The 24,242-nt window shown below is 38.5% G+C and carries 25 protein-coding genes; 10 read left to right on the forward strand and 15 right to left on the reverse strand.

All coding sequences use genetic code 11. The features are described 5' to 3' along the window. Nucleotides 1-5 precede the first annotated feature (5 nt). Nucleotides 6-509, reverse strand: a complete 504-nt coding sequence (locus tag GSQ74_RS12530) for a hypothetical protein (RefSeq protein WP_158993751.1) — start codon at nt 507-509, stop codon at nt 6-8. A gap of 239 nt (nt 510-748) precedes the next feature. On the opposite strand from GSQ74_RS12530, the gene GSQ74_RS12535 reads away from it, so the two are divergent. From GSQ74_RS12535 to GSQ74_RS12565, 7 genes are all read left to right on the forward strand, one after another. Then, on the forward strand, nt 749-1,567 hold the full coding sequence (locus GSQ74_RS12535) for an SDR family oxidoreductase (protein ID WP_158993752.1): 819 nt from the start codon (nt 749-751) through the stop codon (nt 1,565-1,567). Nucleotides 1,568-1,584: 17 nt separating this feature from the next. Continuing rightward, nucleotides 1,585-2,049 carry a 3-hydroxyacyl-ACP dehydratase FabZ family protein gene (locus GSQ74_RS12540; protein ID WP_158993754.1) on the forward strand — a complete coding sequence of 155 codons (465 nt, stop codon included), beginning with the start codon at nt 1,585-1,587 and terminating at the stop codon, nt 2,047-2,049. Beyond that, on the forward strand, nt 2,042-3,310 hold the full coding sequence (locus tag GSQ74_RS12545) for a beta-ketoacyl synthase (protein ID WP_158993756.1): 1,269 nt from the start codon (nt 2,042-2,044) through the stop codon (nt 3,308-3,310). The genes GSQ74_RS12540 and GSQ74_RS12545 overlap by 8 nt, the downstream gene beginning before the upstream one ends. Before the next feature lie 3 nt (nt 3,311-3,313). Then, the gene (locus tag GSQ74_RS12550) at nt 3,314-3,574 is read left to right on the forward strand and encodes an acyl carrier protein (RefSeq protein ID WP_158993758.1); all 261 of its coding nucleotides are present in this window, start codon (nt 3,314-3,316) and stop codon (nt 3,572-3,574) included. Next, on the forward strand, nt 3,574-4,233 hold the full coding sequence (locus tag GSQ74_RS12555; protein ID WP_158993760.1) for a 4'-phosphopantetheinyl transferase superfamily protein: 660 nt from the start codon (nt 3,574-3,576) through the stop codon (nt 4,231-4,233). The genes GSQ74_RS12550 and GSQ74_RS12555 overlap by 1 nt, the downstream gene beginning before the upstream one ends. Before the next feature lie 307 nt (nt 4,234-4,540). Then, nucleotides 4,541-5,323 (forward strand): glycosyltransferase, encoded by a 783-nt coding sequence (locus GSQ74_RS12560; RefSeq protein WP_158993762.1) that lies wholly within the window; start codon nt 4,541-4,543, stop codon nt 5,321-5,323. Beyond that, on the forward strand, nt 5,320-5,745 hold the full coding sequence (locus tag GSQ74_RS12565; RefSeq protein WP_158993764.1) for a hypothetical protein: 426 nt from the start codon (nt 5,320-5,322) through the stop codon (nt 5,743-5,745). The genes GSQ74_RS12560 and GSQ74_RS12565 overlap by 4 nt, the downstream gene beginning before the upstream one ends. Before the next feature lie 101 nt (nt 5,746-5,846). Here GSQ74_RS12565 and GSQ74_RS12570 read toward each other — a convergent pair whose 3' ends face one another. Then, entirely contained in the window at nt 5,847-6,206 is a 360-nt protein-coding gene (locus tag GSQ74_RS12570) for a DUF2304 domain-containing protein (protein WP_158993766.1), read from the reverse strand. 4 nt (nt 6,207-6,210) lie between these two features. Beyond that, nucleotides 6,211-6,918 carry a glycosyltransferase family 2 protein gene (locus tag GSQ74_RS12575; protein WP_216846727.1) on the reverse strand — a complete coding sequence of 236 codons (708 nt, stop codon included), beginning with the start codon at nt 6,916-6,918 and terminating at the stop codon, nt 6,211-6,213. 283 nt (nt 6,919-7,201) lie between these two features. Between GSQ74_RS12575 and GSQ74_RS12580 the strand changes: the two genes are divergently transcribed. Continuing rightward, nucleotides 7,202-7,705 (forward strand): DUF892 family protein, encoded by a 504-nt coding sequence (locus GSQ74_RS12580; RefSeq protein WP_158993768.1) that lies wholly within the window; start codon nt 7,202-7,204, stop codon nt 7,703-7,705. A gap of 213 nt (nt 7,706-7,918) precedes the next feature. Next, nucleotides 7,919-10,474 (forward strand): hypothetical protein, encoded by a 2,556-nt coding sequence (locus tag GSQ74_RS12585; RefSeq protein WP_158993770.1) that lies wholly within the window; start codon nt 7,919-7,921, stop codon nt 10,472-10,474. Between the two features lie 4 nt (nt 10,475-10,478). Here the strand turns inward: GSQ74_RS12585 and GSQ74_RS12590 are convergent, their stop codons facing one another. Continuing rightward, nucleotides 10,479-11,000 (reverse strand): hypothetical protein, encoded by a 522-nt coding sequence (locus GSQ74_RS12590; RefSeq protein WP_158993772.1) that lies wholly within the window; start codon nt 10,998-11,000, stop codon nt 10,479-10,481. A gap of 89 nt (nt 11,001-11,089) precedes the next feature. Beyond that, a complete protein-coding gene (locus tag GSQ74_RS12595) occupies nt 11,090-12,250 on the reverse strand; it encodes a DUF1972 domain-containing protein (protein ID WP_158993774.1) in 1,161 nt (386 codons plus the stop codon). Between the two features lie 239 nt (nt 12,251-12,489). On the opposite strand from GSQ74_RS12595, the gene GSQ74_RS12600 reads away from it, so the two are divergent. Continuing rightward, nucleotides 12,490-13,155: an acyltransferase gene (locus GSQ74_RS12600; RefSeq protein WP_158993776.1), complete on the forward strand. Its 666-nt coding sequence runs from the start codon at nt 12,490-12,492 to the stop codon at nt 13,153-13,155. Between the two features lie 34 nt (nt 13,156-13,189). Here GSQ74_RS12600 and GSQ74_RS12605 read toward each other — a convergent pair whose 3' ends face one another. The 10 genes from GSQ74_RS12605 to GSQ74_RS12650 all read right to left on the reverse strand — a co-directional run bounded on the left by GSQ74_RS12605 (nt 13,190) and on the right by GSQ74_RS12650 (nt 23,898). Then, nucleotides 13,190-13,351 (reverse strand): hypothetical protein, encoded by a 162-nt coding sequence (locus GSQ74_RS12605; RefSeq protein WP_158993778.1) that lies wholly within the window; start codon nt 13,349-13,351, stop codon nt 13,190-13,192. A 338-nt stretch (nt 13,352-13,689) separates the two neighbouring features. Beyond that, on the reverse strand, nt 13,690-14,136 hold the full coding sequence (locus GSQ74_RS12610) for a DapH/DapD/GlmU-related protein (protein WP_216846728.1): 447 nt from the start codon (nt 14,134-14,136) through the stop codon (nt 13,690-13,692). Between the two features lie 92 nt (nt 14,137-14,228). After that, on the reverse strand, nt 14,229-14,969 hold the full coding sequence (locus GSQ74_RS12615; protein ID WP_158993782.1) for a DapH/DapD/GlmU-related protein: 741 nt from the start codon (nt 14,967-14,969) through the stop codon (nt 14,229-14,231). Beyond that, the gene (locus GSQ74_RS12620; protein WP_158993784.1) at nt 14,938-16,101 is read right to left on the reverse strand and encodes a glycosyltransferase family 1 protein; all 1,164 of its coding nucleotides are present in this window, start codon (nt 16,099-16,101) and stop codon (nt 14,938-14,940) included. The genes GSQ74_RS12615 and GSQ74_RS12620 overlap by 32 nt, the downstream gene beginning before the upstream one ends. Further along, the gene (locus tag GSQ74_RS12625; RefSeq protein WP_158993786.1) at nt 16,094-17,407 is read right to left on the reverse strand and encodes a glycosyltransferase; all 1,314 of its coding nucleotides are present in this window, start codon (nt 17,405-17,407) and stop codon (nt 16,094-16,096) included. Before GSQ74_RS12625 ends, GSQ74_RS12620 begins: the two co-directional genes overlap by 8 nt. A gap of 3 nt (nt 17,408-17,410) precedes the next feature. Next, nucleotides 17,411-18,172: a glycosyltransferase family 2 protein gene (locus GSQ74_RS12630; protein WP_158993788.1), complete on the reverse strand. Its 762-nt coding sequence runs from the start codon at nt 18,170-18,172 to the stop codon at nt 17,411-17,413. Then, complete coding sequence (locus GSQ74_RS12635) at nt 18,162-19,397, reverse strand: hypothetical protein (RefSeq protein ID WP_158993790.1); 1,236 nt, start codon at nt 19,395-19,397, stop codon at nt 18,162-18,164. Before GSQ74_RS12635 ends, GSQ74_RS12630 begins: the two co-directional genes overlap by 11 nt. Then, nucleotides 19,390-20,037, reverse strand: coding sequence for a DapH/DapD/GlmU-related protein (locus tag GSQ74_RS12640; RefSeq protein ID WP_158993792.1), 648 nt, complete (start codon nt 20,035-20,037; stop codon nt 19,390-19,392). Before GSQ74_RS12640 ends, GSQ74_RS12635 begins: the two co-directional genes overlap by 8 nt. Nucleotides 20,038-20,067: 30 nt before the next feature. Further along, nucleotides 20,068-21,429, reverse strand: a complete 1,362-nt coding sequence (locus GSQ74_RS12645; RefSeq protein WP_158993794.1) for a lipopolysaccharide biosynthesis protein — start codon at nt 21,427-21,429, stop codon at nt 20,068-20,070. 12 nt (nt 21,430-21,441) lie between these two features. Then, a complete protein-coding gene (locus GSQ74_RS12650) occupies nt 21,442-23,898 on the reverse strand; it encodes a polysaccharide biosynthesis tyrosine autokinase (RefSeq protein ID WP_216846729.1) in 2,457 nt (818 codons plus the stop codon). Nucleotides 23,899-24,242 lie beyond the last annotated feature (344 nt).

The raw sequence follows: 24,242 nt of genomic DNA on the forward strand, positions 1-24,242 counted from the left end.
ATGAATTAAAAATCTTCAGTGTGAAGTACCCTGGAATTCTTGCAGTAATCCAATATCGCATGCTGCACTACCGGCGACAAGTTTTTGAACTCCCGTTTTACAATTGCTTTATCAGCTTCAATATCTGCATGATACTTTACAATTTTAGGTGCATGTTCCTCAATAGCAAGCCTTAAAAAATGATTTTCTACATTATCAGGGTTATTAATTATTGCGGTTTCCAACTTTATACGGCCTGCTTTAAACAGGTCGAGCTTTTTCCTGGGGCCACTAATTAGGCTTGCTTTTTTCAAGAGCAATGCACCTTCATAACCTTCTTTATTAGTGGTTGCATAGCCTGTTACCACAATCAGTTCATTATCTATGGCATTTACATCACCATCCGCCATCACGTTGTAAAATGCTTCCTTATCAAATCTTAGTTTTTGCTGGGCCATGCCTTTCTGCATCAATCCGGGCAAAAGCAGTATGCCTAAAACTAATAATATCCTAAATTTTATTTTTCCCATTTTCTCAAACATAATAAATATAAACGCTTTGGCAATTATACCTGTATTATACAATTTTATATAATTAGCTTAACGGCTGTGTAACACAATATAACAAGTTTTGTTACATTATATATTTGCCATCTGTTAAATTTAATTTACTTTCACTTACTTTGGGGCTTCAATTTTTTATTTGTTGATGATTGGCCCCGGCATCAACATAGGACAGTTTATGACTACAATAGTTTAAAGGCGATTTGATGGATAAAAAACTACAATTCTCGGGTTTATGGGCAGTTATTTTGGGAGGATCGAGCGGATTTGGGTTTGCTGCTATTGAAAAACTGGCCAAACATGGCATGAATGTAGCCGTACTTTACCGCGAAATTGCCGGTGCCGAAAAAATACTCAAAACTAAATTTACACAAATAGCTGAAGAGAATGGGATAACCATTCTTCCACACAACATTAACGCGCTTGATACGGTAAGCCGGGCTTCGTTTGTACAACAATTTTCGGAGATCGCCCAAAAACATAGTGTAAAACTGTTATTACACAGTATTGCCCGGGGAAATTTAAAGCCCTTGACTATTGAAAACGGCACGGTAGAGGATGAGGCTTACAACGAACTTTCCATCGAAGATATACAAATGACCACCTACGCTATGTCGAATAGTTTACTGGATTGGACACGTGATTTATTAAAAGCCGAACTGTTTAACGCAGATGGACGTATAATTGGCCTTACCAGCGAAGGCGCGCATAAATATTGGGAAGGCTATGCAGCCGTTTCAATCGCGAAAGCATCATTAGAAAGCCTGGCGAAGTATATGGCAGTGGAATTTAGCGCTTACGGATTAAAAACAAATGTGATACAGGCTGGTGTAACCGAAACGGCGTCACTAAAAAAGATACCGGGCAGCGATAAATTAATTAAAGCCGGTATTAAGCGCAACCCGCTTGGCAGAATTACAAAACCGGAAGACGTTGCCGGTGTTATCTACCTGCTGTGTACTGATGAATCGTTTTGGATAAACGGTGCGATCATTCACGTAGATGGCGGAGAACACTGTCGTTAAAATTTAGAGAATATTACATGAATAACCATATATTAAGTCATTTACCCTATAAATCCTCATTCCGTTTTGTTGATAACATACTGTTATTGAGCGAGGATGAAGTTCGCGGCGAATACACTTTAAAAGAAGACGCTTTTTTTTACGAAGATCATTTCGCGGGTAACCCGGTTACTCCCGGCGTTATCGTTACCGAAATTATGGCGCAGATTGGGCTGGTTGTATTAGGTATATTTTTGGTATTGAAGGAAACCGAGTTTAATTTTATGGATGACGATTCCTTGTATCCACTGCTTACCTCTACCGATGTATCGTTCTACAAAATGGTGTTGCCGGGTGAAAAGGTTACGGTAATATCAAAAAAGCAATATTTTCGTTTTGGTAAATTGAAATGCCATGTTGAAATGCTGGATAGTGATAAAGAACTGATTGCCAGCGGCACATTCGCGGGCATTATAAAAAAGATAGCTGTTAAAAATGGGTAATCGTGTGGTGGTAACGGGTATGGGGGTGGTTTCGCCCAATGGTATAGGCATACCGGCTTTTCTGCATGCTATACAGAATGGCATATCAGGCATAAAGTTTATGCCCCATTACCATGAGCTTAAATTCAGCTGCCAGGTAGCAGGCATGCCCGATTTTAAATGGGACAGCCTCACCAATTACATATCCGAAGTTACTTTACACGGCTTAAAAGGCACTAATATAGCTTATGGCCTAATGGCTGCGCTTGACGCCTGGAAAGATTCAGGTATGGATTACGATACCGATGAGCCCCGCTGGGAAACCGGCTGCGTATTTGGCAACAGCATTGCCGATACCGAGGCCATGAGGAACGTAATAAACCGAGTTGATAATAAAGAAGTTAAAAAATTAGGCTCCCGAGTGGTTGAGCAAGCCATGAATAGCGGTGTAACCTCTTATATATCCGGTCGCTTAGGATTTGGAAATAAGGTGCTTACCAACTCTGCCGCTTGTGCAACGGGAACACAGGCTATTTTAATGGGTTACGAATACATTAAACACGGCTACGCCAAGCGCATGCTGGTAGGCAGCGCCGAGCATGTAGATACCTATGTTTTCGGAGCATTTGATTCCATGCGGGTACTATCACGTAAGTTTAATGATAGTCCTGAAAAGGCATCGAGGCCGATGAGCGCGACAGCAGGTGGTTTTATCCCCGGCTCAGGGGCTGGCGCTTTGGTTTTGGAGGATCTGGATTTTGCATTGGCACGCGGTGCTAAAATTTATGCCGAAGTTTTAGGTGGGTCGACCAACTCCGGCGGACAGCGTTTAGGCGGCACGATGACCGCCGCAAGCTCCGCAGGTGTGCTTAGATGTATCAATGAGTCATTGGTAAGTTCAAATATCAACCCAAATCAAATTGATCTAATTAGCGGCCATTTAACCGCTACCAACGCCGACAGGCAGGAAATACAATATTGGTGCGATGCGCTGGACAGACGGGGAGATAATTTCCCAACTACCAATTCCCTCAAATCAATGATCGGCCATAGCCTTAGCGCAGCCGGATCAATTGAAACTGTGGCATCTATATTGCAGATAGTACACAGCTTTGTTCATCCAAACATAAATTTGGATGACCCGAACCCTGAAATAACAAAATTGGTAAGCGTTGATAGTTTGCCTGTTAAAATGATAAAAAAAGAAGTTAATATTGTAGCGAAAGCGAATTTTGGCTTTGGGGATGTGAATTCCTGTTTAATACTTTCAAAATTTAACTAAATAATGACCAGACAAGAGATTTTAAATGAACTGAAAAAGGTGATATCGCCTTACACTACGAACAAAGAGATGCTGGCCCAAATCAATGAAGACACTGACCTGTTAAAAGACCTGAAGATAAACTCGGCCAACTTGGTTGATATTATTATAGATGCCGAAGCTAAATACGATATAGAGATTGATTATGATGAAGCCGATAAAATGATGAATGTTGGCTCATGCATCGATGTGATAAGTGAAAAAATAGGCCAAAAACAACAATAATGCTTAGTACGGGTAACGACATCGTATCGTTAAATACTATAAATGTTACCCGCACAAAACAACCAAACTTTTATTCAAAAATACTTACCCCTACCGAAACCGCGCTTTATAAACAGTCTCGTTTCGCAAATACTCCCTTTGAAGTTTTCGTTTGGCTATTATGGTCGATAAAAGAATCGGCATTTAAGTTTTTGCAAAGGATTGATACAGATATACTTTTTACGCCTGTAAAGTTTGAAGTGAGCGAGATACAAATTCCATTCGGATTTAACTTAACAGATTTTAAACCTATCGAGTTAACCGGCATTGGCTTTGATGGCATTCACACAATCAAATCTACTATCAAATTTGACGACCTTATACTTTATTCCAACTCATCAATTTATCAGGAGTTTATCTCCACCGTAGTTAATGGTGTTGAGGATTTCAGCAATACACATTGGGGTGTAAAGCAGATTGATAGCGACGAGGTTGCCTTTCAATCGGCAGAGGTAAGGGCTTTTTTGATAGATAATTTTAAAGATAATACCAGTATCAGCATAGGCAAAAATCCGTTTGGCATCCCTATAATATTGAAAGATAATATTGAACAGCCGATCCCTGTTTCGTTATCACATCACGAATATTATATCGCTTATTCTTTTCAACTCCCTGTTTAGTTAAATTAGAAGGTGTTTAAACTATCGTCATTTCGAGCGATAGCATGGAATCCTCCAAGTGTGCAATATTCTTTACTATTGCGTGGTGGCTGTCATCCTGAGCGTAGTCGAAGGGTGAGCGTAAAGGCCTGCCCACATACTTCGACTGCGCTCAGGATGACAGCCTTTGCGCACATTATACTCACCAAGCATCATTGCGAGGTACGAAGTTTTATTTTAAACAGTTTCTTAACATGGCGTGAGTATTATTATCAATTTGTACTTACTTTTACTCTACAAACCCTCATATAATAAACGTTAGTAGTTGATGCATACATTTGTAATACCCGTTTACAAACAATCCCCCTACCTGGAACAATGCATCCAAAGTTTGCTTAACCAAACGGTTAAAAGCACAATTATACTAACCACCTCTACCCCTGCTGATTTTTCAAAACAGATAGCAGAAAAATATGGCTTCGCTTATTTTGTGAGTGATAATGGTGGTATAGCAAACGACTGGAATTTCGGCTTATCAAAAGCATCAACCAAATGGGCAACTATCGCCCATCAGGATGATATTTATGAGCCTGATTTTACTAATGAATTGCTTAAATCAGCAAATAATGATACACTCATCGCATTTACGGATTATGAAGACTTAGTTGATGGCAAAGCAAGAAAATCAAACCTGAACAGCTTTGTTAAAAAAGCATTATTGTTTCCGTTCATCTTCAAGAAAAACATACGCAGTACTTCGTTAAAAAAATCAATTTTAATATTTGGCGATCCGATATGCTGCCCTTCAGTATCATTTAATTTAGATGCATTGGGTAACTTTAGATTCTCACCTGAGTTTACTGTAGCTTTGGATTGGTATGCCTGGTATCAGCTGGCTAAAAAACATGGCTCATTTTGTTTCATCAACCAAAAGCTGATGAAACACCGTATACATGCCGAATCGGAAACAACACTAAAATTATCCGAAGGAAAACGCAGGCAAGAGGAGTTACAAATGTTTAGAATGATTTGGGGCGATAAAATTGCCCGCATATTTTCGTGGATATACACATTAGGCTACGCCGATAACAAACTAAAAGCCGATCTGTGAAATACAAATTAACCAAACCCGATAAATCATCATCAAATATGATAGCTTTAACTTTTGCATTAGTAATAGTTTATTGCCTGGCCACCGCTTTTTCCATTGTTCTTTTGGGGCAACGAAGTTTAATATCAGGCAACCTGTTTCAGTTTAAAAACATCATTTCGTTGGTATTTAACTGGCGGTTTATCCTGTCCATGAGTTTGGCTATACTATCAAGAATTTCGTTTATTTTGATCAACAGCACGTTGCTTAAGATCCCTTATTTATCGGATATTGCTACTACGCTATCGGTCATTATTACACTAACCTCTATTATATTCATCTTAATAGCGAATCACTACTTTTTAAAGGAGAGCTTAAATATTAAACAGGCAATAGGCGCCTTTATAGTTTTGATGGGTATATTTATTATGCTGAATAAGTAAGCCCCCTCTAAATCTCCCCCGGCAGGGGAGACTTTTCATCATTAGTTTTAATAAAAAATTTCAAAGCCCTCCCTTCCGGGGAGGGTTGGGTGGGGCTGGTTCTATTCGGGTTTTATTTCTTCCTTCAGTTTCTCTATTTCAATTTTCATCAGCGCCATTTCCTGGGCAAGAAGTTTATTTTGTTTTTGCAGTTTTGATGCTACAACGCTTAAATGCAACAGGTAAACCAAAGCGATAAATATAGATATGGTAAAAACCAGGTTAGCTGGCAAATAAACACCGAAAAGGTTCGACACCAATAACAACCCCTTCTCCCAAAAAGAAAAAGTAACCAATATACCGGTAAATAATAACCAGATGATGGAATATTCTTCGCGCAGTCGCCCTTTAACAACCATGCGAAATACCAGGAACAAAAATGCCACACTGGCAATTATGGTAATGATTTGAATTCGTAACATAATATTATGGCTTACGGATAAACGAAAAAAACATAGCTAAAGTAACTTTCACGCAATAGTAAAAAGAGGTAAAGCTTCTGATGGATGATTGCCCACCGTTTCTATGCACCATCACAACCGGGGTTTCCTTTATAGCTAAACCCGCTTTAGAAAAGAACACCAGTGATTCCGGTTCAGGATAATCATCCGGGTAATAACGTGCACCTAATTGTATAGCTTTTTTATCAAACAGCCTGAACCCTGAGGTACTATCGTAAATACTTTTGCCGGTAAAAAATTTATTTAACCAATGGAAATAGGTAATGCCTAAACGGCGTAAAAATGATGACTGAAACCCTTCCTTTACAATAAAACGTGAACCAATTACTAAACTCGCTCCTGTTTCTTCGTAGCAGGCTATCATCTTTTGCAATTCTGCCGGTGGATGCTGCCCGTCGCCATCCATTTGTACTGCCAGGTCATAATTATTGAGTAGCGCATATTTAAGCCCACTTTGTACCGCGCCACCAATCCCCAGGTTAACCGGGAGATCGATCAATATAACATCCAGCTTTTTAGCTACTTGCCTGGTGTCATCGGTTGAGCAGTCGTTTACTACACACACGCTTACATTATATTTTTCGGGAAGCTTTAAGTTCCCCAGGTCTGATATTAACCCGGGTAATGATGCTTGTTCATTAAAACATGGGATAATAATGAGAATATTCATCATTAATATTATAGCCGTTAATTAGTTAAGGTTGGTAATTATTATTCAATATGCACACCTAAACTAACAATTAAATAGATAATTACAGCTATCTATCTTTATTTTTCGTGCATGTGTTAATTGATAAATAAATTAATTTGTACTATTACAAAATGCTTTTTAAATAAGACGCAGCATCTTTTTTAATGCATTTTTAATTATATGTAGAAAAACAAGATTTGTACATCCAATTTTGTAGCTTTATATAATTCAACTGTTTTATTAACCTCATTATAATTGTATACCGTTGACTGATAATTCAAAAGCTACAATGGGATCTGAAAAAATTAGACTTCTTTTCATTGACCATCTTAATCGTTTGTATTGTGCAAAGTCGCATCTTGCCGAGCGTTTACCTGAAATTTTTGATGAAGCGGCCTTTGCCGATTTAAAGCAGGCAATTAAAGAAACTATCCTCCATACCGAAAAACAACTCTCACGAATTGATCGGATTTTCGCGCTTATGAATATCGAGTATTCATTCGAAAAATGTCAGCCATTAATAACCTTTTTAGAAAACGCCTTTGAAGCCTTGCAACTTCATGCAACCGAAGCTGAGTTTCGTGATTTAATGATTGTAACGTACTTATACCATTTAGATTCTGTTGAGCTTGCTTCATCTAAAATATTGCAAATTGCCGCCCATAGTTTACATGACCAGCAAATTAAATTGCTAATAAATGAGAATTATTCAGAAGCCAAAGCTGAAAATGCATTATTACTCCTGCTATTAAAGAAAACCGCCCGCTAAGGGTGTATTGTCTCTTTTGCACGTATTAATACGTGTAAATCTTATTCATTCTATCCATTATTCATTTTTACACCTTTTAGGAATCTTTTATTAGCTTACATTACGTATAGCTAGTATATTTAACTAAGTAAAGTTTTAGTTTAGCGAAATTTCAATTTTCACTAAAGTAAAATTTGAAATATTATTTGGCTCTGGCACCTTAAATTACACCTTATGACAACACATTTATCACATCATAATTTTGATTTGCTCAAAAGTAAAGTTCAATTTTTGTCGGGATTAGAAAATGTAACCGCTGCTGATTGTAAAATCATTTCGTGCCTGATTTTAAAAAAGACCAAATATAATATCAGCGAAACCACGATAAAACGCATCTATGGTTTTGCTGAAAGTCGTTTTAATCCATCTCAATTTACACTGGAAGCGCTTTGTATATATTGTAATTATAATGGCTGGGATGATTTTTGCAATCAGCACATTTATAACGCAGCTTCAGCAAACGAAGAAGAAGTTAACTGGCTGGCTTTGCAACGTAATGCCAGTAAAACAACAAAATTCACTATCGAGGCTATAAAAAACCGGTCAGGAATACCTTATAATAAAACTATAAAAAGACAATTTATTAATGATTACATCAAAGCGCTGCGCGAATCGGATAACACGGGTACCGTTATTGCCGCGCCGGCAGGTTATGGCAAAAGCATTGGCTTAGGCCATTGGGTAGAAGAACAGGTTGAGCTTAATGAATCAAAGGCTAATAATGACATAATTTTATTTTTCAGCACATCTGCAATGGCCAATGTCATTCATTCCGGCCGGGATATTAACGATTGGCTGTTAGGGTTGCTTGGCTATACAACTGACAACGACATTAAAGCATTATGGGACGATAAACAACGCAAAGGCAGTAAATTTTACCTTGTGATTGATGGTTTTGATCCATATACATTTAAACCAGAAAGCTATGCGATGTTGATGAGGCAGATAATTGATCTGCTAGCACTTAACCAGCATACCCCCTGGATGAAAATTATTTTAAGCATGCGGAGAAGCACGTGGTTAAATTATAAACACGAGTTTGATGTTGTAGACAATATGTTACTGAACGGCTTTTTTGCAGATGAACCCGGCATTAACGTGCCTTTATTATCACCAGCTGATGTTAAAACCCTATGCATTAATTTAAATCAGCATTTAAACAGGCCCAATTATACTCATATAGCTTCCGATTTTAATAATCCATTATTTTTCCAGCTTTATTATAAAAAATATAAGGAAAACTTTATGCTTAGCAACGTTAACAACGGTACTATGTATGAGCTTATTTACTCCTATTTCCTTAGTAAAATAAGTATAGGGAGCCTAGCTGCCGATAAGCTTTCAGTAATACGCGAGATTGCATCACATACAGATATTGACAACCCGAACAAAGGAGCCGATAAATTTGCGCTATATAATTTTATAAAAAAGCACAACTCGGGGTATCAGGAGCTGCTTTTAAATGGTTTGATAGCCGAGATAAACAATACCGACAGCTTAAATGATTACCAAGTAACTATAAATTTCACTAACCAGCAATTTAGCAGCTTAAGCCTCGCGCTGTGCCTTTTAAATGATCACAATAACATTTTTGACTCATCACTTATAGAAGAAATTAACTTACGCTTTAGTCAAAGCAAACACAAACTCACTATTTTAAAATGGTGCATACTACATGCCATAAAAACCGGCCAACAAAACAACCTGCTAAACTTAACCGCATGTAGTTTTTCGCCTGCGGATAAGTTTGAACTGGCGAGCTACTTGGGCGATGCATTCTCAAAAGAATCATTGGCGCATGATAATGACATCCTGCTACAGTATTTTAAAACCGACGCAAACGACGAACTATTTGATTACTTTTTCGCACCTGAATTATTAAATAAAGACTATCAAAACACCTTAAAAAACTTATTAAGATTTGATATTCCCGACAATAAAAAAATATTGATTTATACAGCGCTAGGTATAATAGCCGCCACCAGCCTTGATATTGATGAGCTATATATATATATGGTAAAACTCAAAAGTTTTTCTACTATCGATATTATGTATTTTAATATAAACCCATCAGAGTGTATTGATACCATTTATCATTACTTAAAATATGGCATAATTAAAAAAGAAGCGCTTACAACATTAACACATTTATGCTTTTCGCCGCCGGCGGGTAGCCAGGAGTTGAAGGATTGTGCACAAAACGATATGCTGTATCTTTTAGGTATGTATACCATGTCGATAGGTAATAACCCTAAAAAAACACTCCGGTTTATAAATACAATTAAGAATACATATAAAAATGATGATTTGAGTGGCCAAAATACAGCCTATGATTTTTTCGTAAAAATGATAATGACTGATACCTATTTTCGGATGGGAGACCATCACATGGTAACGGCTTTGTATTATACCGTTTTAAATTCCAACCAAAAGCAAGGTAACAGTCTCTCTCTTTTTATGGAATCGTTTTTTCATAGCGCCAATATTAAATATCTTTTAATAACAGAGAGCCCTATTGTAAAGGAAATGGAACTACTCAAAGCAAGTACTGAAATATCAGGAAGCAAATTGGCATGGTTGGTGGTTTTAGCAGGAGTACTGAAAAAGGAAGAATCAGCCAACACAAATACCAGGCTTTATATACAAGCCTATAATGATTATAAAAAGGTATCATACCAATGCGGTGTAAATAGTGGCTTTCACAACATTCATTACCAATTAACAAAATAGAAAATTAGGCAAGGCTGGTTATATCCATTTTTATGCCTGCATTTAATACCAATTTTTTGATGTGGCTGGCCGCGAGTTCTAATTTAGTATACTCCCAATAAGGCCTGATTGGTGCTGAAGAGCCGTATTTTTTCAATAAATTATCCAATACAAAACCATGTGTTTCATTTTGTTGAATAACAGCCCGCATATATTCCTGTTGGTGTAGTTTATCGCCTAATATCGACAGGAAATGAACCTGTACATCGATTTTATCGGCAATACCCATACGTGGTATTTCTACTATCTTCATCCGCCTGTAGGCTATCAATTCGAGCCTTACAGCAAGGTCACCTTCAATATCTAAGGGATAACGCAGGCTAAATTTATCCAATATTAATATCATTGGGCTATAATCAGCCAGGTGAAGAACCGAGAATAGTTCTTTACGCTTTAAATCATAGTAATACTGTTCAAGGCAATAGCTGCATGGGGCCGTAATAGCCCTAAGTAACCAATATAGATTGAAACGTTCATTAACTGTCATAAGGCCTTTAAGTTTGCTTAGATAATTGGTGGTAACTTAATAGCTACCACCAACATCCATTAAACATAAATTTTTCATCTATCAAACAATTATGAATTTTCTAACATAAGCGATATCTGCCCGGCATCTAAAGCAAGAGCGCCTTTATTTTCAGGCCTCAATGCTATTGCTTCAAAATGAGCCGCATATGCATTTACTATATTTTCGCAACTGTATACATTGCGTATTTTAATAATGTTTGCTGCCAGCATACCATCATAAACACCAACCTTTTTATCAACCTGTTGCAGGTTATTTGCCACATCATCAACGGTTGAAAAATATAGCGCATTATCGCCTACCACCGTGCGGTTAAACTGATTATCATTGGCACATATAACACTTTGCGATGCCATAGCCTCCAGTAATGATGGATTAGTGCCCCCTACGGTATGCCCATGGAAATATAAATTGGAATAATACCTAAGGTTATTAAGTTTATCCATATCATATATCCCACCGCAAAACCTTATATTTTCATATCCTGAAAATTTCTCCTGCAAATATTCAGCGAATTTATTTTTAAGGCCGCCAACCACCAAAAACGGCCTTGTTAACCCGGCTTTTACAACGCCATCCAATATCATCTCAATACTATTTTCCGGCTCCATACGGGCTATAAGCATATCATAGCCATATTGCTCCACGCCATATTCGGCAAGTATGCCGAGGTTATTATTTTCAAATATCTCGGCTCCGTAAGGGATATACTCTGTATGCCTGTTATATTTTTCTTCCAGGTATTTTTTTATAGCGGTCGAATCAGCAATCAAATGGTCGCTAAATCTTACCGCCAGGCTTTCGGCCATCATCAAAAACTTCTGCACCTTTTTTGAATATTTAGTGCGTTTCCACTCCATTCCATCCATATTGGTGGTAACCACAGTATTGTGTGGCAAAAGCCAGCCCCATATTGAGCTACTGGTATAACCCAATTGCAGCACAATGTCGAACTTCTTTTTCCGCAAGTCGCGGATGCAGTTCAGATCGTAAAAAAACTGGCCGATGGTGCCCATCTTGTATTCAGGATCATAGCAGTGGCATATATTTACACCATTCCACTCATTCTGCTGGTAAGGATGGTTGTGTGAATTATATACCGTAACCTCATACCCTTTTTTTGCCAGCCCAGTGGCAAGGTATTCGGCACATTGTTCAAAGCCACCGTAATGGTTGGGGATACCTCTGGTTCCAATGATTGAGATGCGCATATTATTTTTATTTATTTTTAATAAAATAGATATTATAACATACTTATAATAATATATAACCGGCCACAGCTATTATATTAAGCATGACTAATATTACGCATATTTAAAGGCAAAAAGGCATGAATTGGGTATGTGAACAAAGTGTACGACAATAGAATTGTGAACAAAATAAACAATCAAAACATTCCTGATTTGTGTAAAAATAATATTATCATTATTGTAATATTAAAGCCTTGTTTATGAAAAAAGCACTAAAATTGCTGCTACGGCTTAATTTTAAAACCATTTATTTCAACCTTAAATACTTCCCGTTTAAGGTTGCGATAAAGTTACCGGTACTTATAGGCAGGAAGGTTTTTTTATCCAGAATGAACGGCAGGGTTATTATTAATGGACCAATAAGTACGGGGTTAATACAAATAGGCTATGGAAAGGTATGCATTACCGATTTTAAACGCTCGCGGGCAATTTTAGAAATAGATGGCGATCTGATTTTTAATGGCCGTGCATTTATTATGCAGGGTTGCAAAATAAATGTAATGCAAAACGCCCAGCTTATTATTGGTGATGATTTTAATATGAGCGTAGAGTGTGTGATTATTGCGCAAAAGAAAATACAGATTGGTAACAGCAGTGGCATTTCATGGGAAAGTTTGGTTATGGATACCGATTTCCACCATATTTATGATGAGGATGGGGTTGAGTTTAATCAGCCTAAAGAAATAATAATTGGTGATAAGGTTTGGGTGGGATGTAAATGCACTTTATTAAAGGGCGCCGAAATACCATCAGGAAGTATTGTTGCAGCCAACTCAATGGTTACTAAAAAGCTAAGCGGCGAAAAAAGTATTTTTGGCGGCAACCCGATCAGGACGCTCAAAAATAATATTACCTGGAAATATTAAATATTTCAGGTAATAATATCGCAGCTAGGACAAACTATTTTTGGGGTTCTTTAATAAATTCTCGATAATAATTGAAAATAGCAATTACAACATCGCTACCTATATCTTTTGGAAAAATAAATCTGTCAGTATAAATTAACTCAATTTTGAATTTATCAGATACTGCTATTATAAAATTTCTATCTGTTTCCGTCATAATATTAAAGTTAACAATAATTCGTAACTTTAAATACGTAAACCTAATGACCGAATGGAGCAAGAAGATAAGATAAGCCTCTTTGATAAATTATTAAGATTTTTAGGTAATACTTTTGAAAAAGTTTTCGATAACCCATTCGTAATAAAACATTGGAAAATAATAAGAATACCACTTTGGTTAGTGTTCTTCATATTATATTATCGATATATATATCACGGTTCAAACATTATAATAGGTTGGCTTATAATTTTATATTTTTTTATTTTGTTTTGTGCCGAGCTTTTAAAATTAAAAAATACTTAAAAATCGTTTGTCCCAACTCGTGTTATCTTATTTTATATTATTGGAATAATAGCATCGCCCAAATCATAATTTAATTCCTGGTTTCGTTTGGCGACAGGTTTCGCGGGCACACCAGCTACAACGGTGTAAGGTTCTACATCACGACTAACTACCGCACCTGCAGCAACAACTGCACCCTTACCAATGGTTACACCCGGCAAAATTATGGCTCTTGAACATAGCCATACATAATCCTCAATAATTACCGGTTTACCAATTTGAGCAAAGTCGGTGGAGTTATAATCATGGTGCAATGTCCATATCATCACCTCATTGCTTAGGTTAACGTTGCTGCCAATTGTTAATCCCATCCGGGCATCCAGTAAGGCACCATGACCTATAATTGTACTGTTGCCTATGTTTAGTTTCCACGGGGCGCGGACTTCAAATCCTCTATATAAACCTACCTTGTTACCTATTTTGGCTTTTAGTAACCGCATTAAAAAAATCCTGAGTGAATGAAAGGGCAGCCAGCTGATTATGCCGCAGCCAATATAAATACAGGATCCTTTAAACTTAGTTAAACTACTGCTCATAAACCGGTGGTTCCATATTTTAAATTGATAACTTTATCATACGCGGTTCCCCTCTTTTTAATAATACGACCCGGTATACCTGCAACAACCGAATTTGGCGCGACGGATTTAGTCACCACACAACCAGCCGCAATCACGCTACCCTCGCCAATGTTAACACCAGCCAATATGGTTGCACCGCCGCCTATCCAGCAGTTGTTACCTATTACAACGGTACTGCGGCATACATCCTGATTCTTTATGATAACATCAATATCTGAAAACAAATGATTTTCTGAAAACACCCTAACTCCCGGCCCAATCAGCACGTTATCCCCTATCTCAATCCCCCCTTGCCCGGCCAGGTATACCCCGGCATTTATACCGGTATTATTGCCAATAGTTATACCCACTCCCTTGTTAGCTATAACCCCTGTACCTATCAAATTGCATCCCCTGGCCAATGAAACATTGTTACCCAATGTAATACCATTGTTTGATAAAGCGTTGATGTGTACATTATCATCCAATATTAAATTTGATCCTGCTTTAAACAGATAAGCATGCCTTATGCTAACATTACGGCCAACAAAAACCAACCCTTTTGATGCTTTAAAAAACAACCTTTTGTAAGCACCACGCATTAATTGCCCAAACCTTGCCCATACTATCAAAGCCAGGTCACGGTTTGAATATTCACTTTGCCATTTATAATCAGGGTTGCCCTTAAGCTTCCGTATAACTTTTTCTATCAGCATAAGCGTTGGTAATTAATGTTAATATTTCATCGGCAGATTTTTTCCATGTAAACCCAGCGGCATGATCAATTCCCTGCATCATTTTTTCGTGATACAGGTGTTCGTCATACAATAAGTTATCAATCTCTTTAGCTATAGTCTTAGCGCTATCGGGGCTGGCATATATAGCCGCATTACCGCATATTTCGGGTATTGATGTCCGGTTAGATACTATTACTGGCACACCGCAGCACATGGCCTCAAGCGGCGGCAAGCCAAAACCTTCCGCATATGAGGGAAAGCAAAAAACTATAGCGGCCGCATATATTAAATATAGATCTTCCTCGGGCACATGGCCTGTAAAAATTATCCGATCGGCTAAATTAAGTTGGTCAATTAGTTCGTTTAATTTATTTTTTTGAGTTGAAAAACCACTACCGACTATTAACAGTTTCAGATCCTTATCATGCAATAATGCAAACGATTCGATCAATGTGGTTAAGTTTTTGCGGGCGTTTACCCTACCTACATATAGCACATACCGGTCAGGCAGGGCGTAGCTGTTTATCACCTTCCTGATAACATCACATGGCTGCGAAACTAATGGCTTAAAGCCCGGATTAATGCCATGATAAACTACTGTAATATTCTCCGGCGCTGAAAAATGATGTTTTACCATTCGTTCTTTTTCGGTGTTCGATATGGTAATTACCCGGTCGGCATTTCGGGCGAGCGTCTTCATCTGCCCAAAATGTAATCGCTCTAAAAAAGAATAATACTGGGGATAATCTAAAAACAACGCATCGTGTATATACACCACTTTAAAAACATTGCGCGAGCATAAAACATTAAAGTTTTGAAGCATCAAAATATCAAGCGAATACCTGCGGGCAATAACAGGCAATAGCAATGCATTGGTGATAAGGTTAGGCAGCTTAACCAAAAAGATGATTTTTGTACCGGCAGGGAAATGCGCCAAAGCACGCTGCTCATCCTTCCTGTTCATTAACAGGTATATATCAAAGCTATTATCGTTATTACGGATGATCTCATCAACCAGATTTTTCACCACCATGTGGCCGCTTGGCGGCCCTTCAAAAAACCACTTGGCATCAATACCCAACCGCAACTTTTTCTCCCTGTTATTATGCATCTTCCAAAATGATTAGGGGTGAAAAAACAACTTTGGTTGTGGCTTTATCTTTATAAACTTCAATAGCTGCATCGTAACAACTATTCAACAGTTTAAGGCGCCTACCCCATGCATGCGTCGTGGCACAGTTTAAGGTTTCAAGCGCCATATTTGCCAAAACTTCGGGATTACTTAATAAATACTCCAGGTGCTCGGCTATATTTTTTGTAATGCGATGGTGACTTTCTACCTTAATTTTTATAGCGCATTTTTCACAAAGCACGTCACCCATTCCACAATGATCAAGCGTTAGCGTAGGTACACCGGCGCTCATCGCCTCAAAAATCACCGCCGGGTTATCCTCAGCTATGCTAGTGATGATATGCAAATGCGATGAGCGCATAATTTGGATAGCCTTAGCCCGCGATAAATGACCATGCCAAATTACGGCACCTGATAAATTCAATTCTTTAGCTTTTTGCTTTAACTGATCGGTAAGAGGCCCGTTGCCTAATATGTGCAACATCCAATTGCGTTGTTTAACAAGGGCTAAAGCATTAAGGCATAACTGCAGGTTCTTCCGCTCGATATGTGTACCTGACCAAACCAATTTAACCGTGTGGTGAACATTGTTGAATTTTGCTTCATCCAAATCAATATCGCCTATAATGCCCTGTTCCGGCATCAGGTAACTTTGTCTGCCAAATTTTTCTTGTATAGTATGCTTAGCGTTTGTAGTTGCAGATAGCAAAACATCAGCCCTTTGAAAAGCCCCACTTATTCTTGGCGAATAGTTGAGTTGTATTTTATTGATGCTGTTTTTAACGCGAAACTTGAGCCGGGTTGAAAATGGTTTCCCTTTTAAAAGCACAGGGTTAACAATATTCATCCCACCAACCGGGCCCCAAATTAATGGCTTATCCAACGCTCCTAAAAAACCCGGTTCGCGAAAACCTATCGGGCCAAGCTGATGCACTACCTCTATATCAACAGTTTCCAACAAAACCCGGGCGGTATTTAATGCCTCTTTTTGCCATAGGTAATAAGCGAAATAAAAGAACCAGCCTAACCCAATTTTATTGAGCAAGTTGATGGCTTTTGCTAATAATGGCGCCTTAACCTCAATAAATGTGACCGATGGCAAAGGATTAGCTTCAATATAACTTTTAAGTGTTTGTGTATCGCCCATATGATCGTCGGACATGCCATACAATACCCATAGCTCATGTTCTTTGGCCAAATTGATCACCGTATTCCAGGCAGCCCCGTATTCAGACCCTTTGTTGGGCGATATGGCATAAGCAGATATGAGTATCTTTTTTTTCATAGGTTAATATCTTGTGTTTGCAAAAGGGTTTTGGTAAAAAAAACGCCAGCGCAACCGGTTGAGGTAATTAAAAGATGCAGAAATAGGGTATAATAAGTGATGCAGGTGCCTGCGCATTACAGCCAATTCCTCCTGATGCATTTGTACCACATTGCTGCTCGCGCCACCGGTACGCATAAAGGCGATCATCTCCTTTATGTACTTAATTTTAAGTCCGCGTTTTTTTATCCGCAGGAACATATCAAAATCAATAGCTATTCTTAATGAGGTATCATACAAACCGATGCGTTCATAAACTTCTTTTCGTACAAAACAGGTGGGATGCATAACGTACATGCCCAGGTTAAGCCACCTCACCTTGCTTTTTTTGCAAAGGGCGAATCCATTTTCACCAATCAGGGTTAAATTGCCGCAACATATCTCATCATTAGCCGAAACATTTAGCATTACCCGCTCAATGGCATTGTAAGCGTACCAGTCGTCGGCATTTATCATTCCTATCCAATCGCCGGTAGCCTGGGCTATACCCTTGTTAAAGGCATCAGCAATACCCTTATCGGGCCCGGTAATAACCTTACTAATGCTATCCTTGTATTGCTCAATAATTTGCAGTGTACCGTCCGTTGAGCCACCATCAATAATGATGTATTCAATATTAGGATAGGTTTGTTCAATAACACTTTGTATAGTATTTTCAATAGTATCAACCGCGTTGTATACTACCGTAATGACCGATACTTTCGACAAGGTATTTTTAGCGTTCATGATTATGATTTAATATTGCCGACAAATAATTGATGTAATAAAAGCTGTAACCAAGTGTTACCATTAGCACAGCCATTTCAACATTAAAAAAAGAGGTTACTATGTAATTGGTAATTAGCAGGCTTATTATGCACCCAATATTTAATGCTGCAAGTAGCCTGATGATTGGCCGGCCTGCCATATCAGTGTATTTGCGCCAGTTGTTTACTACCAGGCCAAAAAATATCAGTAAATAAGTAAGCACACCTGTTATGCCGGTTTTTACCAGCAGATACATCCAGCCATTATGTAAAACGGGGATGTATCTAAAATCGGCATCTTCTCCAAGACGTACGAATGTCTTCAGATCAACCAATTTGCCCAACCCGCCGAATAGCATCGCGGGTTCGGAACCTTCGGCATAGCTGTTAAGGGCCATAAAGGTTTCATACCCACGATACCGGAGGTTAATATCCTGTTCAGAATTATAATTACCGATTGTTATCTCGCCAAACGAGCCAATGATCTTATCGGTAAATGATGAAGATGAGTTGCTTTTAAACAGATCGGCAGGCAGTATCACATACAACATACCAACAACTGCAATAACAGGTATGATCCATGCTTTTTTAATCCTATCCGCTACCAGCAAAAATAAAAAACATATAGTAATGATAATGTAGCTGCGTGAAGCAAACATGTAAATACCCAAAGCGTTAATAGCAACAAATGCATTAAACCAAAACGTACCAAATAATCTTATATTGAACTTACGGGTAAGCAGCAGGCAGGCCAGAGCTACAGGCGGGCCGGGTGTACCAACTATTCCCATGGCATAATGCGCGGCATACGGATCAAACAATGCGCCGAAACCCATATAGCTAACCGAAATGGTAGTTACCATAATGGAGGTGACTACCCCGGCATAAACAAGCGTTTTAAGAAACTGGCTTATCTCCATGTGGCATGCCAGTAAAATACCCGACAGAATAATAAATACAGGCATGGAAAAGTAATATAGATCTTTAAGGATCAGGTAACTATCGTTGCTTAAACCGATAATCAAGCCCAGTAATACAGGGATCATCAATACAGCAAAAAGGCGTATTACCTTGATAGCAGCGAAGTGATTTTTAACCGGCATAAATATAATTACAGCCGCAAGTGCAAGCACAATAGCCTGTATATGGAAGTAAGAAGCCACAACCATTGCCAATAATATTATTGTATACAGCTGCTTATTCATTTACCACGCTTAGTTTTATGCTATAAGTGTCCTTTACATATTTCGCCGGGTTGCCTGCCCATATCTGCTCATCAGGTATGCTTTGAAACACCACCGACCCAGCCCCTACTACTGAATTTTTGCCAATAGTTACTCCTTTTAAAATGGTTGTATGGCCGCCGATAAATGCGCCATCGCAAATAGTTACCGGCTTGTTTTTTACGCCTTCGATGCTTTCAGGATATTGGTTGCGTATACTGGCATCAAGCGAATGGAAATCAGTATCATAGATCACGGTATTGATACCAATTTTTACATTATCGCCTATACTAATGCTGTCATGGCAAATAATGGCTGTCGAGGTCATTCCAACATTATCGCCTATAGTAATGCATGCGCCTTTTGCAGCAACAAAGTAGCATTGCTGCTGCCTGCCTCCCATAGCATGGTATTTACCACTGTTAAACCTGAACTTTTTGCCAATGATGAAACTCCCTTGTGGATTGATATCCAGTATTGGCACACCATAGCTTATAAAATCACGATGATATTTTACGTCATTCAGGAAAAATTTAAAAGAGGTGATCAGCCACGAGTACACCCGTGCCATGCGGTAATAAATAACCCTCAATCCTCTGTAAAATTTCCTTATCAGCTTCATTATTTATATGCTATTTAACTCAATAAATATTCAGGCGTTAAAAATTCCGGTGGCTGTTTTGTTAATTATTTTTTTGGTTTGGATAGAGTAAACTATCCCCATTATAAAAAAAAATATCGTGTTGGACCAGGTGACCCCTGCTAATCCTATTCGTCTACCTAAAAAAATGCACAGTGGGATATTTAACACCATCGCGAATATTCCCAGGTATAATTGCAGCCTTATTTTACCCGTGCCATTAATTAACTGTACGTGTATAGCCTGCCAGATAAAGGCCACACAATACACACACATGGCAATAGAAAGATTTAAGGGTACAGTAACTGTTTTGCCCACCCATAAATGGTATACCCAGGGCGAAAGCAACAGTAAAAACACAGCGCAAAGGCTAAGTGCGAACCACATTTTATTGGCATTGGCGATGGCGCTTTTAATCCAATCGAAATCGCCTTTTGTATAAGCCTCGGTAAATGCGCTCCAGAATGGGGTGATGATAATTACAAAGAACATCAGTATCACCGAGAAAAGTTTGTAGGCAATATTAAACGTGGTAACTTCTTTAGGCCCGAATAATCGTGTAATTACGATGTTATCACTCTCGTACATTACCAATGCCGCTATTTGAATGATAAAGAAAGTGCTACCGGTAGCCAGAAGCTGTTTTGCACTGCTTAGTTTAATTAGTTTAAAAGAAGGCATCACCGGCTTGTAGCTGTGGTTATAAAACCAGATGCTGCCGCAAAGTAAAACCAGCAAGGGTATCCCGGCAAATGCCCAAACCAGTAAATTTAATGATCCGGTAGTATATTTTGCCAATATCAAAATGGCTATGAAAGTAAAAAGTTGACCTATAAAATTTATAACACCCGTTTTGGCGGGCTCCTGATTCGCAGTTAGCACGGTATTAATAAGCTGTAACACAAACTGGATGCAAAAGAATCCGAATATGAGTAGTACAAGGTTATTAAGATCGTAATCCTTTGCCGACCCGGCATTTAGGATATGGTTCCAGTTGAGGTGAGCGTTTACTGGCCAAAACACGAGGAATAACAATACAGAAATCACAACTAATATGGCATAAGCCGAGCTTACATAACTGCGTGCCTGGGCCATATCATCAAGAGCGATAAATTCGGTAAGCTTATTTTTTAAGCCATTGCCCAGGCCCATATCAAACAAGGCGGCCCATGTTATTAATGAACTAAGGGTTAGCCAGATACCATACTGTGCAGGGTTTACATAATTAATGGTAAGCGGGATAAGCAAAAACGATATAATAACACTACCCCCTTTAATAAGCAGCGACATAACAATGTTACGCTTTGCTTTTAACGAGCGCTCGTGCCCCTTATTAAAAAACCTGAATATGTATAATTGTACAGCTTGTAACATAATACACTGGGTTTATCTGGTAACGGGTTTCAATCTTTTTAACAATGAGTTCAGCCCGGTGCTCTCTTCCTGCTCGGCCATGGCGTAACCGTAGCCACGGTATCCGTTACCATAACCGGTAAGCGCGTTCTTTTCAAGCTGAATGTCATTTACGACCAGGTAAAGTTGTTTTACTTTCTTGGTTTTGTAAAGGTCATTCACAATGCCTAATTGCGATTTATAGGTATAATTTTGCCTTAGTACAAAACATGTAATATCGGCGTGCTCTTCTATGATCAGTGCATCCGACACAAGGCCGACCGGCGCGGTATCAATAATCACATAATCAAACTTTACACGCAGATCATCTATCAATACCCCTAATCTATCATCCATCAATAGTTCGGCAGGATTTGGCGGGATCGGTCCGGATGAGATCAGGTAAAAATTCTCATTAATAGTAGATTGCTTAACCAGCAGTTCTGTATCAATCCTATCGGCAGAGATCATGTAATTGGTAAAACCGAATTCATTATCCATGCCTATGCTTTTCAATAAACGCGGTTTGCGCAAATCAAGCTCCAGCAAAACAACCTTTTTGCCCGATAACGCGATAGAATTGGCCAGGTTAAGCGATATGAATGATTTACCTTCACCACTCATGCTCGATGTAAACATGATCACATTTGATTTACCTTTATCGGTAACGTATTTCAAGTTGGTACGTATAGCCCTTATCTGCTCAGATACGATCGACATGGGGTCGCAATAGGTGAGCAATGCTTTGGTGTTAATACTGCGGCTTATTTCGCCCAATAAAGGCACGTTGGTATGTTTATCAATGTCGCCTTTATTTTGGATCTTAATATTGAGCATTTCTTTAATACTCAAACCTGTTATTGGTAATACCAAACCAGCAAGCGCCCCCATCAGCAATATCAGTGATTTTTTGGGAGCGAAGGGGCGTTCATCACTTTCGGCATCGTCCAATATGCGGCAGCTGGCAATGGTTGCTGTTTGCGAAATAGCTGTCTCTTCCCTTTTTTGCAACAGATACAAATAAAGGTCCTGTTTTAAAGTTTGCTGCCTTGAATAATCAAGGTATACACGTTCTTTAGAAGGAGCTTCGGCTATTTTGCCTGTGATAACATTGTTTTGCTTCTTTAACTGGCCTTGTGCGATCTCCAAGCTGTTGCGGTAATTCATCAGGCTGTTCTTCAATGCATCACGGGCTATTTTTATTTGTTGATCCAGGTCGGTAATTATAGTACTTGTTTCTACAAACGATGATTTTAGTTGCTCGCGATGTTGCAACATGGCGTTATATTCATTTATCGCGGAGCCAAAGGCCATATCCTTGGTAATAAGGGAGCTTGGTATCTGTTGTGGTTTATCGCTGCTGTTAACGTATTTATACATGCTGTTTACCACAGCCAGTTGCACCTCGTTATCATTAAGTTTGTTTTGATAATCATCAGCACCCTCAACAAGCGCTTTACCCTGGGCGGTAATATCTGATATTTGGTTATTTACCTTGTATTTTTCCAGATCCGTTTCAACATTATTCAGTTGGGAGCCGACAAGACTTAGTCGCCTGTCAATAAATTTCATGGTACTATCGGCCAGCCTAACCTTATTGGCCAGGTTATTTTGCAGATACAAATCCATTAACTTCTGCAGGATCACTTCACCACGTTGAGGGTCGTGATAGTTTAATTGCAGGTCTATCACGGTTGCCTGCTTATCATCCAGCGAAGCATTAAAATCATCGTTGAGCTCTTTTTCCGCTTCTTTTATTGGGGAAATTTTAACCTCATAATTACCATCAGCAACAAACGCATTTGTTTTATTTATGGTGAGGCTATCTTTATTGATCAATATTTGCTTACCAAATACAGCGGTAAGGGCAAGGTCGTTGCGGCTATCAACAATGCGATAATTATTGTTATCAATAATATTTAGCTTGTAAGTCGCCCCTTTTTCAACATCGCTTTTATTATTGATGGCTACCGCGAAAGGCGCATTACTAAACACTTCCTTTTTTCTTAAGCCATTGGCATCATAAATGTGCGCGTTAAGGTTAAGTGAGGTAATAACGCTTCTTATTAAGCTGCGCGATTTCAGGATTTTAACTTCATTATCGGCATTACTTTTCACTTCAAAAAGCGAGGCCAGGTCGGAATTTACACCATTTGTTAATGATTTGCTGGTATTGTCTTTATTGTCCTCAACAATAATTTTACTTGTGATAGCCCATTGGCTGGGTAAATACCCAAGGTAAATTAAAGCCCCGCCCAGGCAAATAATAATACTGATAACAAACAGGTACCAGTAACTTAAGTATTTGGCCAGGTAGCTTCTTAACTCGCTTAAGTTTTCTTCCTTTTTATAGGTAAAATCTAATTTGTCAGCAAAAATATCGTGGTTGTCCATATAGTCGCCATTGCTAATGTTTATGAAAGTTAAGGCTAAGATGGTGTATTCATACACCTTATGGCTATAATGAACACTTTGAATATAACAGCTACAATGAACAAAATAAACAGTGAAAAAAGATGGGCGAGTTTGTAGAAGGTGTTTTGAAATGATAAAACCAACGTCAATTGCGAGCGCAGCATAAAATTATGCTGAACTCGAATTTATTGAATTAAAGAATTTCACGAATTCTAAAAATTCAACAGATTCCCAAAATTCGAGTTCAGACAATTTAATACCGCATTCAGGAATGGCTATCAGGTATCGGGTGGTTTAAAATTAAATCTATAATTAAATTATATATCTTTTAACATCTTCCATAAATGGCAATGTTTGTTTATTTTTGTTTTTCAAACATC

Origin of the sequence: Mucilaginibacter sp. L196 (assembly GCF_009765905.1) — a bacterium.
Lineage (GTDB): Bacteria > Bacteroidota > Bacteroidia > Sphingobacteriales > Sphingobacteriaceae > Mucilaginibacter.

Coding starts and splice junctions, on each gene's coding strand:
- GSQ74_RS12530 (WP_158993751.1), bottom strand. CDS start 509: ATGGGAAAAATAAAATTTAGGATATTATTAGTTTTAGGCATACTGCTT.
- GSQ74_RS12535 (WP_158993752.1), top strand. CDS start 749: ATGGATAAAAAACTACAATTCTCGGGTTTATGGGCAGTTATTTTGGGA.
- GSQ74_RS12540 (WP_158993754.1), top strand. CDS start 1,585: ATGAATAACCATATATTAAGTCATTTACCCTATAAATCCTCATTCCGT.
- GSQ74_RS12545 (WP_158993756.1), top strand. CDS start 2,042: ATGGGTAATCGTGTGGTGGTAACGGGTATGGGGGTGGTTTCGCCCAAT.
- GSQ74_RS12550 (WP_158993758.1), top strand. CDS start 3,314: ATGACCAGACAAGAGATTTTAAATGAACTGAAAAAGGTGATATCGCCT.
- GSQ74_RS12555 (WP_158993760.1), top strand. CDS start 3,574: ATGCTTAGTACGGGTAACGACATCGTATCGTTAAATACTATAAATGTT.
- GSQ74_RS12560 (WP_158993762.1), top strand. CDS start 4,541: ATGCATACATTTGTAATACCCGTTTACAAACAATCCCCCTACCTGGAA.
- GSQ74_RS12570 (WP_158993766.1), bottom strand. CDS start 6,206: ATGTTACGAATTCAAATCATTACCATAATTGCCAGTGTGGCATTTTTG.
- GSQ74_RS12575 (WP_216846727.1), bottom strand. CDS start 6,918: ATGATGAATATTCTCATTATTATCCCATGTTTTAATGAACAAGCATCA.
- GSQ74_RS12585 (WP_158993770.1), top strand. CDS start 7,919: ATGACAACACATTTATCACATCATAATTTTGATTTGCTCAAAAGTAAA.
- GSQ74_RS12590 (WP_158993772.1), bottom strand. CDS start 11,000: ATGACAGTTAATGAACGTTTCAATCTATATTGGTTACTTAGGGCTATT.
- GSQ74_RS12595 (WP_158993774.1), bottom strand. CDS start 12,250: ATGCGCATCTCAATCATTGGAACCAGAGGTATCCCCAACCATTACGGT.
- GSQ74_RS12600 (WP_158993776.1), top strand. CDS start 12,490: ATGAAAAAAGCACTAAAATTGCTGCTACGGCTTAATTTTAAAACCATT.
- GSQ74_RS12605 (WP_158993778.1), bottom strand. CDS start 13,351: ATGACGGAAACAGATAGAAATTTTATAATAGCAGTATCTGATAAATTC.
- GSQ74_RS12610 (WP_216846728.1), bottom strand. CDS start 14,136: ATGCGGTTACTAAAAGCCAAAATAGGTAACAAGGTAGGTTTATATAGA.
- GSQ74_RS12615 (WP_158993782.1), bottom strand. CDS start 14,969: ATGCTGATAGAAAAAGTTATACGGAAGCTTAAGGGCAACCCTGATTAT.
- GSQ74_RS12620 (WP_158993784.1), bottom strand. CDS start 16,101: ATGCATAATAACAGGGAGAAAAAGTTGCGGTTGGGTATTGATGCCAAG.
- GSQ74_RS12625 (WP_158993786.1), bottom strand. CDS start 17,407: ATGAAAAAAAAGATACTCATATCTGCTTATGCCATATCGCCCAACAAA.
- GSQ74_RS12630 (WP_158993788.1), bottom strand. CDS start 18,172: ATGAACGCTAAAAATACCTTGTCGAAAGTATCGGTCATTACGGTAGTA.
- GSQ74_RS12635 (WP_158993790.1), bottom strand. CDS start 19,397: ATGAATAAGCAGCTGTATACAATAATATTATTGGCAATGGTTGTGGCT.
- GSQ74_RS12640 (WP_158993792.1), bottom strand. CDS start 20,037: ATGAAGCTGATAAGGAAATTTTACAGAGGATTGAGGGTTATTTATTAC.
- GSQ74_RS12645 (WP_158993794.1), bottom strand. CDS start 21,429: ATGTTACAAGCTGTACAATTATACATATTCAGGTTTTTTAATAAGGGG.